Here is a 15,199-nt window from a genome sequence, read left to right as displayed (position 1 = left end):
CTTGGCTTCTTGTGAGGGTCCGCCGGAAGGATGTAGCAGCGAGCCAGGTGGCTGGCTTGCAGGAGTTGCTTTGCTGGGGTCTTGGTCTTTTGGTTTTGGGCTAAGCCAAAAGAACAAGAGGAAAAAGCTCCCATCTGGTCTAAATCCCCCTCTGGTCTAAGTCTCATGACTTAGACCTAGGATAATGCAATCTTCAGACTACCATTTGTTCTTTAGCTGCATATCCCATAGTTCCCGTTTTATGAATTTCTAACATTGGAAGCTTTCAACGTGCTGTGGACAGGGAACTCTCGTCAGTGAACGATTATCTGTTGCTTTCTACAAACAGTCTTTAATTACTGGCATCATTAGGTATAATGAGATTCTTTGTTACGTAATTTAGTTTGAAAATATAAATAGCAAATAATCTTATATTTTTTGGTTTATATAGGGTGTTAAATGCTGTATATATCTAAATGACAATGGTTTAGGGGATTGGCGGTATCTTTGCAGATCACCCTCGCCATTTCAAGTTGAAACGAAAAGAACAATTTCCCTTTGGGAAGATTGCTGCCCTATATCTATTCATACTGGTTGGTATACTCTTACCTTTAGAATTGTCATCCCAGGGCAATAAAGCCAATACAATAGGCATAACATATGCCAAGCATAACACACCAGAGTTAGTCGGTGATGCTAACCTGTGCTTGGTACTCGGAAGGACAATTGGTACTTATAGTGCGGGAGGAAGTACTGATGACGTTTATGAATGGACTGTAACCGATTCAGCTGGAGAGGAAATTTTTAGTAATAGCGGAGGACAGCAATTTGAAACTATCCAAGTGGTGTTTAATGATGCTGGGGACTATGTCGTATCCATAAAAATTCGGCGTGGGACAAATTCTGATTTTTATCAGAGCCGTATGAATGTTACCATTCAAAAAGGCCCGGATAAAATTGCATTGCAATCGGATTATTTGCTGTGCGGTGACAATCCGGTAATTCTAACTGCACTGGACCCAGCTACGCCCAACCTAGGGAATTACTCCATAATCTGGAGGGATATAGATAAAAATGTATTAGGAACAGGCAATGTATTAATCGTTAATTCTCCGGGTATTTATTTGGTGGAATTATATCTTAATAATGATAACAATAGTAAGACCTGCACGGTAAATGGGACTACGTATGTAGGTCCTGCTATAGATTTTCAGATTCTTAAATCTAAGGCGAAAATCTGTGAAGGTGGAAGTGTTCTATTTACCACAGATATTCCCTTGTCTGGGGAATGGTTTATCCGTAAAAAATCAGAATCAAATAAAATCAGCTTGGGAAATGCTTATGAGCTTGAACTTTTATCTTCTGATCTGTCCGGCCCAGGAATTTATGAAGTAAGCTTTAGTGTCCCAAGCCTTGATTTTCCTGATTGCCCTTCAGAAAGAAAAACTGAATTTGAAATAATACAAGCTCCCCAGGTTGAAATCAGACTTCTAGATGAACCTGAGCAATGTGATAATCCTAACGGTAGCATGCAGGTATTGGTAATGTCGAATTTAGAATCGATTTCCATTCCAGAACTGGATTTTTATAAACAGGATATAGCGGCAGGGGAGGTATTTACATTTGACAATCTTAAACCAAGAGTTTACCTGGTACAACTGTTGCAAAATGGCTGCGCCACCAATAAACTGGTACAGCTGAAATCACAGGATTGGTCCAGTACTCCTCAAACTGGGCCAGATCTTGTTTTAAGCCAAATAGATGAAACCTGCGCTATAGAGGAAATAATACCTGGCAATCTTAGTGTAGCACTAGCCGGGCCAATAGAAGATGGAATGTTTCGCATACTCTCCTCAGAAGAGGGAGTAGTTGCATCTGGAGCAATTCCTGTGGATGGAAAATTCGACATAGATCTGAATGCCGGAAATTACCTGCTTGAAATTACAATCGGCAACTGCACCTACCCCATAGAATCTTTTACTATACTTGATCAGCCTCAGGTAGTAGTAAGCGTTCCTTCAACCATAAACATTTGTGAATCGTACCTGTTTATTCCCGAAACAAGCGATGAACTGCTATTTACTTTAACTTTTCCTAATGGGGAACTGCATTCTTTAAAAACCGGAGAAGGGTTTACTTTAACTGAAGCGGGTAATTATACCCTGTTAGCGGAGCCTTCGGATGGGAATTCCACTCTTTGTCCCAAAAGAGTGGAATTCACAGCAAACTTACTTTCTCCGTTTTCATTTACTCCGGTGTTGATAGAGGAAAAGTGCTTTGATCCAATAAGGTACCGGGCAGAATTGGAAGGGATCAGAGCTAGTGAAGTAAGTATACGCTGGTTCGATTCTGAAGGGACTATTTTAGGTAGAAGCATGGAGTTTTACCCTCCTTCTGAAGGGGGATTCTCTCTTTCGGTAGAGCCTATTTCAAGTGGATTCTGTACTACTGTACCTTCGGAATTTGAGGTTAAAGCTCCCATCACGCAAGTTCCCATGGACCTGGAGTTAAGTAAAAGCTGTGACGATAGGGAAGCGGTCTTCATATCTTTGACTACTAATCCGGAAATTGATTTACGTACTGAGTGGATATTTTATGATGAATCAGGCGCACGTGCAGAACTAGACTCGTTGAATGAGCTTTTTGATATACATGTCTATAAGAGTGGAACGTATGAAGCGGTAGCTTATACCAAACTAGGTTGTGAAGTTGGTAGGAATCTAATCCAAGTTGAGGTTTCCGAACCTTACCCGGCACCGGATCTAGATCTCCTTTACCCTGTCTGTTCAAAAAACAACAGTATTCCTCCTATAGATCCAGGTGAATATGACGAATATGAGTGGTATTTTGGTGATCAATTGGTATCTAATCAGCGACTCTTTAAACCATATAAAATTGGTAAATATCAGTTGAGGGTAACAACAGCGGAAGGCTGTATTCTGCTGGAAAACTTTAGCACTCATGATGTCTGCGATTTCAAGGTGGTCTTTCCCAATGCCATGATTCTGGGAAACCCACAAAAGAATTTCAGGGTTATTATAAGTGAAGATATTACGGACGCTGAGTTGTTTATATTAAACCGGCAGGGGGAACTTATTCACCATGTCTCTACCAATAATGTACCCATAGAAGCTCCGGTTTTTATATGGGATGGCAAATTCAACGGCCAGTATGTTCCAGTAGGAAATTATGCTTTTGTAGTTATTCTTCGTAACCCCCCTTATGGAATCGAGGAAAGGAAAACAGGATCATTACTGGTATTGCAGTAAGTTTTGGGCGTCTTTTTCCTGGTCTAGTCTATTGAAAGTATTCATAGAATTCTAGGGGTTGAGTTATTACTTCTGAACTACCTATAACCTTCATCACCCTAGCTTTCTTTATAGAGTTGCTCCCGAATCACCTCATACCTGGGATTTGAATATTGGGCCAGGCACTCTCCTGTAGAGCCTGGGCCGCATACGTAAGGGAAGAGGGAATTTGATAAGTTGGAGAAGGGCTTTTTTTCTATCCTTACTTTATGACTAAGCATAATTTCCATTCCTTCAAAGCAGATGAACACTTGAATACCAGCTATTAACGATAAGATCCAAAAATCAATTGATACTTCACCTTTGCGATAAATATGGAGAGGTTGAATAATAGGTGCAATGAGGTTTTTAAGGCCAGTCCGGACAATTCGATAAATTGATATCTTGATATTTTTTAAAGTCAATTGAATTTACAGCTCTCACACGCCGATGAATTCTGATTGACAAAATTTTATCTGATAATTTTTTATGGGAAAATTTTCCTATATTTGTTTTAACCCTATTGATTTTAATCAAGTATTAAAGGTAAAATTACCTCATGAAAAGCGATATTGATAAATTATTAGAAAATATATTCAGAAGTGAAGAACTACCTTCTTTAAGAGAATTATTCGAACAAAGAATCAAACAGCTGAATATAACCAAATCCCAGGCTTACGATGCATTGGAAATGGACAAAAAATCCATTGAGCCGATTTTGGACAATGATGCCAAGCAAGTCGATACTATAAAGCTTCTCAAAATCGGTGAGTTCCTTGATCTTGATGTCGAGAAAACAATTCAGCTCTATCTAAATCAGAATACGGCTGAAAAAACCAAAGAATTAAACAGGACAAGAAAAGCAAAGTTCATTTTTGAGAATTTCGACTTAGCTGGCCTTAAAAAGCTTGGGTTTATTAATGATATAAAGAATATGGCGGAAATCGAGGAACGGATTGTTGCTTTTTTTGGCCTTAAAAACATCTTTGCATACAAGGATGAAATCCTTACTAGGGTTGCTTTCAGTAAATCAAAGATATCCGCTAGTGAAAAGCAAAGAGCGTTTTGGATTAAGGTTGCCTATGCACAGTTTGAGGATATCAATAATCCTCATGAGTTTGACCGGGAAAGATTAAAACAGCTAATCAGCCGAATAAAGCCTTTTACCCGAAACGAGAGGGATGGTTTCTTTACAGTATGTAAAGCATTGTACCATGCAGGGGTTACGGTGATTTTTCAAAGGCATATTCCTCAAACTCAAGTAAGGGGAGCCACCTTCGTGGTGAATAACAAACCATGCATTATCATTACAGACCTGTTTAAAAGGTATGGGACTATTTGGTTCTCGCTAATGCACGAATTGTTTCATGCACTATACCACTTGGAGGAGATAAAAACCCGATCCTTCCATCTGACAGGCGAAGCTGATTTATGGCTTGACAATGAAGAAGAGGCAGATGATTTCGCCAGAAGGTATTTTTTGCCTGAAGAGAGATATAAATTCATCATTCCCACCATTTCCAACCATTTTGTGGTACAGAAATATGCGAAAGAATGGGATATCCATCCCTGCTTGATATACAATTTTTACTGCTATGACAACCCTTCCTATTGGCCGGCATTTCACAAATATGACCCGGGACTGGATGAATCAGTAAGCAAGATAAATGCGATGCCATTTAATAAAGAGACGGTAAGTGAAATAGTATTGGAGATCAAAAATAATTTAGAACTGGTTTAATATGAGTGAAGAAAGCAACGATAAGGAACAGCAGAAAAAGTCAGAGGAGCAAAAGAGGCTAGAAAAAGAAAAAAGGCAAAGAGAGATTGAAGAAATCCTCTCTGAAGCAAATGCCAAAACCGGGGAACAACTGGTCCTCGATGAACTTGGTGGCCTAAAATCGCAAAATGAACTGAAGGAATTTGTTTTGGGACATATCCCTGATGATCCAGAACAAAAGTACGATGTGTATTATAAAGGAGTTGAGAAGCTCTTAAAGAAATTCTTGCCCGAGGGAGACAAATACAAATCTGCGAGAGAAGTCATCCGGGAAGAGAAGAAAATCTTCTTGACCCGTGGTAAGAAGCTGGATAAAAAAGGAATCCGTCATGCCGACAGCAGAATGGGGTATATACAGGATATGGAGGAGATCATGAACCTGATTACCAAATGGGCTTTCGAAAGTAGAAATTACTTTGAGCTGTATAGCCTGCTAAGAGATAAAAACAAAGAGCTTGGATATCATGACGAGTGAGAAAGCTCAAGAAATGAAAGATGAATACAAATAAATGACTGACAGATCAACATGTTAGATAGTTTAAAATCACACACTGATCATATCGAATTTTATGAAATAACAGATGTTCCGTTATACAAAGACAGCTTTTTAGTAAGTGATGACAATTTGGAGAAAATAGAAAATCAATGGGTTGAATTTCTTGCATCTGATTGCGATTACGAAAAATGGGTACATCCAAACGGACTTATGGATTATATCCCCTGCAGTATTTCATCAGTTACCGAAACACATTTAAATATTACCATTCTGCTTGACAGAAGTTCACGCTTCCATACAATCTCAAAATCACTACCTACAAAGTTCTTCAAGACAGCTTTCAAAGTATTTCCCTCCGAGAAAAGACCTTATATTGTAGTAGACCAGAAGTGGTTTAGGAACCTTAGAAGCAGCATTTACTCTGCTTATGTCCTAATTGATTTCGTTGGAATAAGAAGTTTGCTGAATGAAAACGGTGAATTTCCTTCAGCAAAATTAAATTCTATAAAATCAATTGTAGATAAATTTTCCGATCAGAATAAAGATCTAACATTTCTTACATGTGCCGACAACATTATAATAAAATCAGGTTGGACTTTGAATTCTAACCTCTCAAAATATCAGCCTGAAAAGTTAATAAAAACTGTTTATCAGTTAATGACTCAAATAAAAAATGATACTGAAATAAGTTCTTATGCAATTCTGACCCAAGGTGCTAACTATGTTGACGAAACGAACTTGACTAATGGAAAGACTCCAGAAAATCACTTTTTTATTAGCAGTATTTCTGTTCCCTTTATTGAGGCGTTTGAAATAGACGAAAATGTGAGAAAGCGAATTAGAGAAGGAGAAATCGAGAAAATGCAATTTTACATTGAAAATAGCTTTTACACTTCAACAAAAAGGAAACATTATAGCTCAGAAGAACCAAGTTGGTTTAAAAAACTTGAATTTAAGAGCAAAAAGCTGAATACTAGGTTATCGTACTCAGGATTAAATTATCAGAATATTTGCGAGCTCATTGACTTAAATGAATAATGAATAGCTAGACACAGCAACTAGGTTTTATTGCACTCTTGCTATTTCAAATCATATTTTTTCTTGCCTCCTCAAATGGATAATCAGGAGGAAAAGGGAATAAGAAAATGAAAGAAATTAAAATCAGATAACGAACAAACTACTAGTAATGGCAAGAGAGTATATCAATGGACATTCAGTATTAAGTTATGAATACGGATCTAGAGCCAAATATTGGGGAACCTTATCAGGTTATATTATTGAGAGGTATGGTAATAATTCTTTTACTGAGCACAAAGTTGTAGAGAATATACTTTTAGACTGTTTTGATTTCTTGGCGTCTGAATTCAATTCACTGGTTCAGAAGCAAACCAAGTTCATATTTTTCCGATATGTTTTTTTGCTTCATGAGGAGTCAATCAAAATATACTACGAAACCTTAAAGGGTTTTAAGATAAATAGTGAGAATATAACCGAAAATGACTTTTCAATTTATCGGAGAATTTTAAAGCTAATTTTAGAACAAGGATGCGAAATTGATTTGGAATCTAGCAAATTCCCAACACAAGGTGAGTTATTCGAAATGAATAATATCATTCAAGATCTAATTTATATAGGTACTTGGATTTACGGCTTTGCGGATATGATTGCCTTTCAAAAAATGATTAACAACTGCCATGTGATATCTTTTGATGAAGAAAGCTTAATAGAAATTGATTGGCAAAAACATTACGGTGCAGCTTATAATTTTCTTTTCCCAAGGCTCGGTCAAAACTATTCTGGAGGTACTTATGATGACAAAGCGACACAAGAACTTGTTGACCAAGTAAGCAAGAGTTTTGGAATTGACTATAAAACTGCAGTTGGTTTAATATTTGAAATTAAAAAACATCATAACCCAGAAGATCCAGATCTTCAAACAATAGAACCTTATGTCCTTCCACTGAATCTTGTGTCGATTTTTAAGTTAGATATTCTTTTGGCAAATCAATTCTACGATGGATTATCATTAAAACGAACTAATAAATTAAGCATTTTTGATGCAATTCTTAAACCATACTCAACCGACCGATATTTATTCAGACCTATATTAGTTTACAATATCGATGGCGAGGAAAGAGCATTAATTGGCAAGGAGAAGTTTGCTGAGAGCATGCTTGTTTTATCCACGAATGCTCTTCACTGGAATGCCATGCTTTCTGATTGGAAATCAAACAAGTGCATACAACGTTTCATGAGCAAAAAAGCCGATGAGCATGATCGCATACTTGAAGATAAAATCGAAAAAATCTTATCCGATAATGAACTCATTTATCATCGGAATTTAAAATCTCTTAAGACAAAGAGTGGTCAAAATATTAGAATTGATACTCAAGAGTGTGGTGAAATTGATTTTCTTATAATCTCTAAAAAATTAAAAACTGTGTTCGTTGCTGAGGTAAAGTATAATAGAGCCAGATATGAAGGAATTGGTTACAGAAACGACTTTTCAAACTTCACACGAGATTATGAACCTAAACTGGAGAGAAAGAAAAACTGGGCGAAGGATAATCTACTGCGGATAGAGGATCACTTTAATTGTAATGATCATTCAATTGAGCTTAAAGATTATTCCGTTCAAGGTATTTTTCTGATAAATACACCAACCTTTTATATGTTTGTGGGCAACTTTTGGGCAATTACTCTTTCAGATTTATCTGAATTCTTCAATGGATATTCTCCGTATCCGATACTCAAAATTGAAACTAAAGATGGATCAACACAATCAGTAAATCATCCTTATTTTGACTTTATTAAAAGCAGCTAACATTCACTATTATCAAAAGATAAATTCTAATCTATTTCTCAACTTTATAGTAGAATACCTTTCCATTCTTACTTTTCCTAGGAACTTTTAAAAACTCTTCTTCAGCAAAGATTCTTTTTACACTTTGCTCTAAGGCTGCTTTAGTAAATTCTTTTTGGAAGTTTTCACTTTTTTTTAGCCTTTCAGTTATTTCCTTCATTTTTCGTTCCTTCAAGTAGAAGTCATCCTTTTGAAGTTCATTTTTCACGAATAAGTGAGCATTATGTTTTTTTGATTCAGATGTGAGAATATTGAAGTTCTGCAAATTTTTCTGTTTGAATATTAACAAGCTCTTCAATTCAGCAATATGTTCTGTCCTAGTTAAATGTGAATTCGTTAATTCATTTGATGTTAGGTTAAAAGCATTTGCTATTTTAAGCACAATTGCAGGAGAAATATTGGACATCTTAAGAATAGCTCTATTTACTGTAATTCTTGAGATATCTGCAAATTCTGCTATTCCCTCGATAGTTAAGTCGGATATCTCCATTAAGATTTCCACATTATCAGAGAGTGTATCTGCTCTTTTTTTATCTAATTCGCTCATAGTGAGCAAATCGATGAATAATTTCTAGTACATTTTATATCAGTAAAGTTTTGTATTGTACTTAAAATCGATATATTTGATTATTCTGAATTAGTAAATACACATTTCAGAATTTTCTTGGTATTAATCAAAAGAGTCTCCATCACAAATTCCGACAAATTTGAAAAGGGGGGAGACGGTAGGTTAATGCTCAAGGGATTATTTTGCGTACTTTCGTATGCACTATAGCTCTTGGGCCCTATCGATACTGCCCCTAAGGTGTCGGAACCTTGTGATACGGTAGAAGTAGGTGCCCAAGCTATGGTGCTCCATTTTTATCGTGATAAAGACTCGTTTTACCATTTTTCATTACTAATGAAAACGAGCATGATTGATTTTCTTCCTTTTCTGTTGCAGACAGTAGCCTGTAGGATTCACAGGGTGGGAGGTTATGCTTGGTTGGTAAGCGGGTCAGTTAGTTCTCTACCTATTACACATTATCTATTACCAGTGGAACTCGGCATCACCGCGGTAGATCGCCTGTATCCCCTGAAGCCCAAGAATCCGATTTAAGGGTTCCGGCCATGACCGTGAAAGGGGAGGTGCACAGCCCTGAGCAGATCGGTTACTACTTACACATTTATTTCTTAGTTAAAACTATTGCTGGTTGCTCGGTGGGAGCGAGGTGGGATTGCTTTGTCTGTATTTGAGTACCAAGTACAAAGTACCAAGTACAAAGAATCAAGTAGCAAGTATCAAGTAGCAAAAGTCAGAGATTGGAAATTGGAGAAAATGGGCTTCGACTTCGCTCAGCCTGACACACTTTGGTCTTCTGCCTACTGCGACTGCTCACTGCTCACTGACCACTGACTGCTGTTGACCGTGGTCTGTCGACTGTGGACTCACTTCCGTCTTCGAACATTGGTCATCGGTCACCGGACATCCAGCAATACAAACAAAAAGCTCATGAAAAAAACACTACTCATCTGCTTACTGGGATACCTATGTCTTCCCACAAGCACCACCACAGCACAGGTTGCTGATTCACCTCCGGAGACTGATTTGGTTGATTACTCCGGCATCCCAGGGCAGGAGGGCGCAAGCTCTTCTGCTTGCTTGGAAGGGATGCTCTATCTGGAAATACCTGCTGCCAGCGGGATCGATACCCTGGTATTGACGTATTGGGAAAAAATGCTTAGCAGCTCGCCCGCCATTTCTCCCGGACATACCATTCCCTTGGTAGGACACAAGGGGACCTTTTTTGAAGGAAGTGGGAATATGACAGTTTTCACCTGCTATCTTCCAGAAGAAGTAGATCAGGGGTACTTTTCCCTATCTGCCGGGAAGGTAGATTTGATCCGGAACTGGAATTTTAAGGGCTTGGACAGGGTAAGGATCCGGTTTGATCAGAGCTCAGGAATGCTGCTTTTCGGAGGTCCCCAGGCTGACTTCTACCGCACCCAGTATTATTTGGATCAGGCAGTTGCCGAATCCAAGTTTAATTCTGATCCCCTCCTGCTTGCAGGTACAAGCGAAGGATTATTTGAGAATTCCAGTTCAGGCGAGCGTTATAGACGTGCCTTGCAGAAACCTGACGACCTGTATGTCAAGCTTAAGGTGTTGGTTCCTGCTGAAACAGGTTGGGAATACCTCAAGGAATATCTAAGTATTCCTGTTACCCAAAATCCAGCTTGGAAGGTTGTACAGCGTTTTAAGGATGTTCTTACGGCTACTGAATACCAGCTTCTGGAAGCCAGAGTAGTTGGGACGATGTTGAAGCAGGGAGTAAACCGGGCTGAATTCGCATTGGATCATTTAAAGGAATCACCGGCAAAGCAAGCTGAACTTCTGGGTTGGGCTGCAGATCTACATATGGAGAGCTTGGGGGCTTCACATCCCTTATTGATTGAAGGGGCGGTAGGTCTGGCACTGGTTGAAGCTAAAATGAAAAAGGAGGACTTTTTCGGGGTGGTGGATACTTATCCAGCACGTTTGAAGGACCCGATGATAGGTAACTACGTGCTAGGCAATTACAATAAGTTTGGTGATAACCTGTCCACAACACTCGATAGAAGCATCGCTTTTGTTGAGACATCCTGGATCAAGGAGCAGTTGATCTCGCTTAAGGAAGTTCAGTTGGGCGGTTTTCTTTCAGGGGGGCTATACGACGAGCAGGGAAAATCAGTAGACCTTATTGATTATAGCGGTAAGACCTTGCTGATCCATTACTGGATTTCCGGATGCAAATTTTGTGTCGATGACTATCAGACTGTTTTGACTCCCCTGAAAGGGCTGCTAGCTGAGGAGTCAGGTTTTTCGGAAGCCTCCGACATTATACTGGTCACCATAAATGCCGATTCCGGGGAGGACAGCTGGCGCAATAGCCTTCGCACTGGCAAATACACATCCGATCAGTTTTTAAACCTGAAGGCAGTAGCTGACAGTGAGGTGCTTTCCCGCTATGGGATAGAGGCATTCCCACAAAAAATGATTGTAGGTCCGGATTCCAAGGTCCGCTTTCAGAGCCTGCATCGCCTGGCACCCCGGCAGCTTCATGAGATGCTGGACAGCATACAAGCTGGATACGCCAATCAATCTATCACTTTACATCACACACAGCCATGAAATACATTAGTATGATTTTACTGGTCTTGGCTATTTCCATAGGAAAAAGTCAGGCCTACCAACAAACACTAGCTACGCTCCGCGGTACAGTGACCGACAGGGATGGACTTCCCCTTCCCGGGGCACTGATCTATTTACGGGATACACAGTACCGGACCATTACCAATGAGGAAGGGGAATTTGAGCTAGAGGTTGCTGGGGTTGACTATACCTTGGTTGTATCCTACATAGGGATGAAAACCATGGAAATCCCACAAAAAATGATTGTAGGTCCGGATTCCAAGGTCCGCTTTCAGAGCCTGCATCGCCTGGCACCCCGGCAGCTTCATGAGATGCTGGACAGCATACAAGCTGGATACGCCAATCAATCTATCACTTTACATCACACACAGCCATGAAATACATTAGTATGATTTTACTGGTCTTGGCTATTTCCATAGGAAAAAGTCAGGCCTACCAACAAACACTAGCTACGCTCCGCGGTACAGTGACCGACAGGGATGGACTTTCCCTTCCCGGTGCACTGATCTATTTACAGGATACCCAGTACCGGACGATTACCAATGAGGAAGGGGAATTTGAGCTTGAGGTTGCTGAGGTTAACTATACCTTGGTAGTATCCTACATAGGGATGAAAACCATGGAAATGGAAATTACACTTCCGTTATCTGAGCCCTTGCTTATACGCTTGACTTCGTCCGAGACAGAGCTCAATACGGTAGAAATTGTCTCCACGGGGTATCAATCCTTGCCCAAGGAGCGTGCGACAGGTTCTTTTTCATATTTGGACAGCCAGCTCGTCCAGCGAAGGGTGAGTACCTCGGTGCTGGACCGCCTGGAAGATGTGACACCGGGACTCATTTTTAACCGAGGGAAACAGGCTGTCAATGAACCGGTTACCATCCGGGGCCGCAGCACGATATTTTCTGATACCTCACCATTGATTATTGTCGATAATTTCCCCTATGACGGACCTTTGGAAAATATAAACCCCAATGATGTGGCCTCCATTACGGTGTTGAAGGATGCGGCGGCTGCCTCTATCTGGGGAGCGAGGGCAGGAAATGGGGTGATCGTAATTACAACAGTGAAAGGAGCAAAAGGTCAGCCCTTAAAAGTCAGCTTCAATACCAATGTCACCCTGACCGAACCACGGGACCTCTATTATGTACCTCAAATGTCCATACCCGAATTTATTGGAATTGAGGAGCAGCTGTTTTCCAGCAACTTCTACCGTAGTCTGGAAAGAAACTCGAATAAACCCAGTCTTTCTCCAACGGTAGAAACCCTGATTGCAGAACGCGACGGGCTGCTCACAGGGGAGCAGGCAGATCAACTGCTTGAACTTTACAGGCAATCCGATCTCCGAAATGATGTAAATGAGTATTACTTGCAGTCTGGAATCAGCCAGCAGTATTCGCTTTCATTATCAGGAGGAAGTGATTCCCATACTTACCAGGTATCACTTGGATACGATCAGATTCGGTCAGGCATTGTAGGTAACAGTAACAACCGTTGGACCTTGGCTATGGGTGATGAATGGCAAACTCTTTCGGATAAATTGAAGGTGGGTATTTCATTGAATATTTCAAATCAGAATTCTTTGGTAGGTACTGAAATTCCGGGCGGATACGCCTACGACAGGCTTGCTGACGAGCAGGACAACCCACTCCCTATTGCCAAGTTTTACAGTACCAGATTTATAAATTCAGTCTCTGAGTTGGGCTTGCTGGATTGGGAATTCCGGCCCTTAAATGAGATAGGACAGTTGGATCACCGTACGCAAGCCTATGATATCCGGGTGAGTCCTTCCATTCAGTATTCTATTACCTCTGAACTGAAACTGGGGGTATTCTACCAATACTGGAAGAACATTAATACTACCAGGGACCGGGATCCACTTTCGCTTTTTGCCACACGGGATTTAATCAACAAATATACCCAGATCGGTGACGATGGAAATTACACCTATCCGCTGCCCCAAGGGGAAGTGTTGAACCTGGGGCAATCAGATACCTATTCCCATACCTTCCGCCCCCAACTGAGCTTTGTAAAGGACTGGGAAGGCACACACTTTCTCAATGCAATTGCTGGAATGGAGATCCGTGATCTTCAGGGACTGAACAGCTCAACTGCATATTATGGCTATCGTGACGATACTGGCATCAGTTTACCTGTGGATTTGGTGAGTCGTTTTCCATTGTTTTATAATCCAGGCCAGCAGGCGAGCATTCCCTCAGAAGATTCACATGGTGGGAGAGTGGACCGTTTTATTTCCTATTACGCCAATGTGGGCTATGACTTGAAGCACAGGTATTTTCTTACCCTAAGTGCCAGAAAGGACCAGGCCAATATATTCGGGGTAGAGTCCAATAAAAGAGGGGTTCCGCTTTGGTCAATGGGTGCTGGCTGGATTTTATCCGATGAGAAATTTGCGGACTTTCCAAAGATGCCTTTTCTAAAATTAAGAGCCACTTATGGAGTGAGTGGAAATGTCGATAAAAGTCTTTCATCAGCTGTTACAGCCAGGTACATTACATTTCTTCCCTGGGATATTTTGCCCCAGTTGACCGCTTCAGGGATAGTAAATCCTCCCAATCCAGGATTAAGCTGGGAAAAGATTCAGACCACAAATCTTGCATTGGATGTGGAAACCCAAAATGGTTTTCTCGCAGGTTCCATAGAATACTACATCAAGGATTCTCGCGATCTGCTGGGGGACTATTCGGTGGAAGCTGCTACGGGAAACACCAACTTTACCGGGAATTTCGCTGCAAGCCGGATCAATGGCGCGGACCTTTCATTGGCAGTCAGATGGTTTAGAAATGATTTTCAATGGACCAGTAATTTGTTCTACAGCGGAGTAAATGAAAAAGTGACGGACTTTGAAAAACTACCCACGGTTAGCAATTTCTTGGCAATGGCAAATACCAGTATGCCTTATCCGTATGCAGGTCGTCCGCTGTATGGTATTTACAGTTACAAATGGGCGGGATTGGATCCTGATACGGGTGATCCCCGAGGATTCGTGGACGGAGAAGCTAGCAATGATTACCTGGCGATTTCCAGGGAAGCAACTATAGAAAACCTGCAATACCATGGGCCGGCACGGCCTACCAGTTTTGGGGCATTCAGAAATGATTTTGGGTACAAAGGTTTTGCATTATCGGTGAATATTTCCTATCGCTTTGGATACTACTATTCCCGGGAATCTATCAATTATTACACACTGCTGCGTGGAACCATTGGGCATGGGGATTACGACCGCAGGTGGCAGCAACCCGGAGATGAGGAATGGACTCAGGTGCCATCACTCCCAGCTTCATCTGATACTAGAAGAAACAACTTCTATATGAATTCCGGAGCCTTGGTTGAGAAAGGCGACCATATTCGATTGAATGATGTGCGATTTTCATATACGCTAAGCAGTGCAAGTAAGCCTAGGCTTCCCTTTCACTCGGCTGAGTTGTACTCCTACGCCAGCAATCTCGGTATCCTGTGGAAGGCTTCCGATGATGCACTTGATCCTGACTTTCAGACCTCCCGGCCCTTACGATCATTTGCGCTTGGGATGAGGATTGACTTTTAGGTGATCAATAAATAAGAATACGGGCTGGGATATGGCCTTTAAAAATCAAATTAT

The 15,199-nt window shown here is 40.6% G+C and carries 10 protein-coding genes; 9 read left to right on the top strand and 1 reads right to left on the bottom strand.

Going from position 1 to position 15,199, the window contains the following annotated elements:
- Positions 1-596: 596 nt before the first annotated feature.
- The 5 genes from AACZ87_RS06095 (at position 597) to AACZ87_RS06075 (ending at position 8,366) form a co-directional block, all read left to right on the top strand.
- Positions 597-3,248, top strand: coding sequence for a hypothetical protein (locus AACZ87_RS06095; protein ID WP_339865807.1), 2,652 nt, complete (start codon positions 597-599; stop codon positions 3,246-3,248).
- Positions 3,249-3,825: 577 nt separating this feature from the next.
- Positions 3,826-5,007 (top strand): ImmA/IrrE family metallo-endopeptidase, encoded by a 1,182-nt coding sequence (locus AACZ87_RS06090; RefSeq protein WP_339865806.1) that lies wholly within the window; start codon positions 3,826-3,828, stop codon positions 5,005-5,007.
- A 1-nt stretch (position 5,008) separates the two neighbouring features.
- The gene (locus AACZ87_RS06085; protein WP_339865805.1) at positions 5,009-5,521 is read left to right on the top strand and encodes a hypothetical protein; all 513 of its coding nucleotides are present in this window, start codon (positions 5,009-5,011) and stop codon (positions 5,519-5,521) included.
- Positions 5,522-5,572: 51 nt separating this feature from the next.
- Positions 5,573-6,580, top strand: coding sequence for a hypothetical protein (locus AACZ87_RS06080; RefSeq protein WP_339865804.1), 1,008 nt, complete (start codon positions 5,573-5,575; stop codon positions 6,578-6,580).
- Positions 6,581-6,728: 148 nt separating this feature from the next.
- The gene (locus AACZ87_RS06075) at positions 6,729-8,366 is read left to right on the top strand and encodes a hypothetical protein (protein WP_339865803.1); all 1,638 of its coding nucleotides are present in this window, start codon (positions 6,729-6,731) and stop codon (positions 8,364-8,366) included.
- A gap of 31 nt (positions 8,367-8,397) precedes the next feature.
- Here AACZ87_RS06075 and AACZ87_RS06070 read toward each other — a convergent pair whose 3' ends face one another.
- A complete protein-coding gene (locus tag AACZ87_RS06070) occupies positions 8,398-8,952 on the bottom strand; it encodes a hypothetical protein (protein WP_339865802.1) in 555 nt (184 codons plus the stop codon).
- A gap of 639 nt (positions 8,953-9,591) precedes the next feature.
- On the opposite strand from AACZ87_RS06070, the gene AACZ87_RS06065 reads away from it, so the two are divergent.
- The 4 genes from AACZ87_RS06065 (at position 9,592) to AACZ87_RS06050 (ending at position 15,145) form a co-directional block, all read left to right on the top strand.
- Positions 9,592-9,801 carry a hypothetical protein gene (locus AACZ87_RS06065; protein WP_339865801.1) on the top strand — a complete coding sequence of 70 codons (210 nt, stop codon included), beginning with the start codon at positions 9,592-9,594 and terminating at the stop codon, positions 9,799-9,801.
- Between the two features lie 96 nt (positions 9,802-9,897).
- Complete coding sequence (locus AACZ87_RS06060) at positions 9,898-11,556, top strand: hypothetical protein (protein ID WP_339865800.1); 1,659 nt, start codon at positions 9,898-9,900, stop codon at positions 11,554-11,556.
- Positions 11,553-11,954, top strand: a complete 402-nt coding sequence (locus AACZ87_RS06055; RefSeq protein WP_339865799.1) for a carboxypeptidase-like regulatory domain-containing protein — start codon at positions 11,553-11,555, stop codon at positions 11,952-11,954. The genes AACZ87_RS06060 and AACZ87_RS06055 overlap by 4 nt, the downstream gene beginning before the upstream one ends.
- On the top strand, positions 11,951-15,145 hold the full coding sequence (locus AACZ87_RS06050; protein ID WP_339865798.1) for a SusC/RagA family TonB-linked outer membrane protein: 3,195 nt from the start codon (positions 11,951-11,953) through the stop codon (positions 15,143-15,145). The genes AACZ87_RS06055 and AACZ87_RS06050 overlap by 4 nt, the downstream gene beginning before the upstream one ends.
- Positions 15,146-15,199 lie beyond the last annotated feature (54 nt).

This window comes from uncultured Algoriphagus sp. (genome assembly GCF_963974365.1).
GTDB lineage: Bacteria > Bacteroidota > Bacteroidia > Cytophagales > Cyclobacteriaceae > Algoriphagus.
Note: the sequence above shows the minus strand (reverse complement) of the source record. Positions and strands in the feature narration are given on the sequence as shown.

Coding starts and splice junctions, on each gene's coding strand:
- AACZ87_RS06090 (WP_339865806.1), top strand. CDS start 3,826: ATGAAAAGCGATATTGATAAATTATTAGAAAATATATTCAGAAGTGAA.
- AACZ87_RS06085 (WP_339865805.1), top strand. CDS start 5,009: ATGAGTGAAGAAAGCAACGATAAGGAACAGCAGAAAAAGTCAGAGGAG.
- AACZ87_RS06080 (WP_339865804.1), top strand. CDS start 5,573: ATGTTAGATAGTTTAAAATCACACACTGATCATATCGAATTTTATGAA.
- AACZ87_RS06075 (WP_339865803.1), top strand. CDS start 6,729: ATGGCAAGAGAGTATATCAATGGACATTCAGTATTAAGTTATGAATAC.
- AACZ87_RS06070 (WP_339865802.1), bottom strand. CDS start 8,952: ATGAGCGAATTAGATAAAAAAAGAGCAGATACACTCTCTGATAATGTG.
- AACZ87_RS06060 (WP_339865800.1), top strand. CDS start 9,898: ATGAAAAAAACACTACTCATCTGCTTACTGGGATACCTATGTCTTCCC.
- AACZ87_RS06055 (WP_339865799.1), top strand. CDS start 11,553: ATGAAATACATTAGTATGATTTTACTGGTCTTGGCTATTTCCATAGGA.
- AACZ87_RS06050 (WP_339865798.1), top strand. CDS start 11,951: ATGAAATACATTAGTATGATTTTACTGGTCTTGGCTATTTCCATAGGA.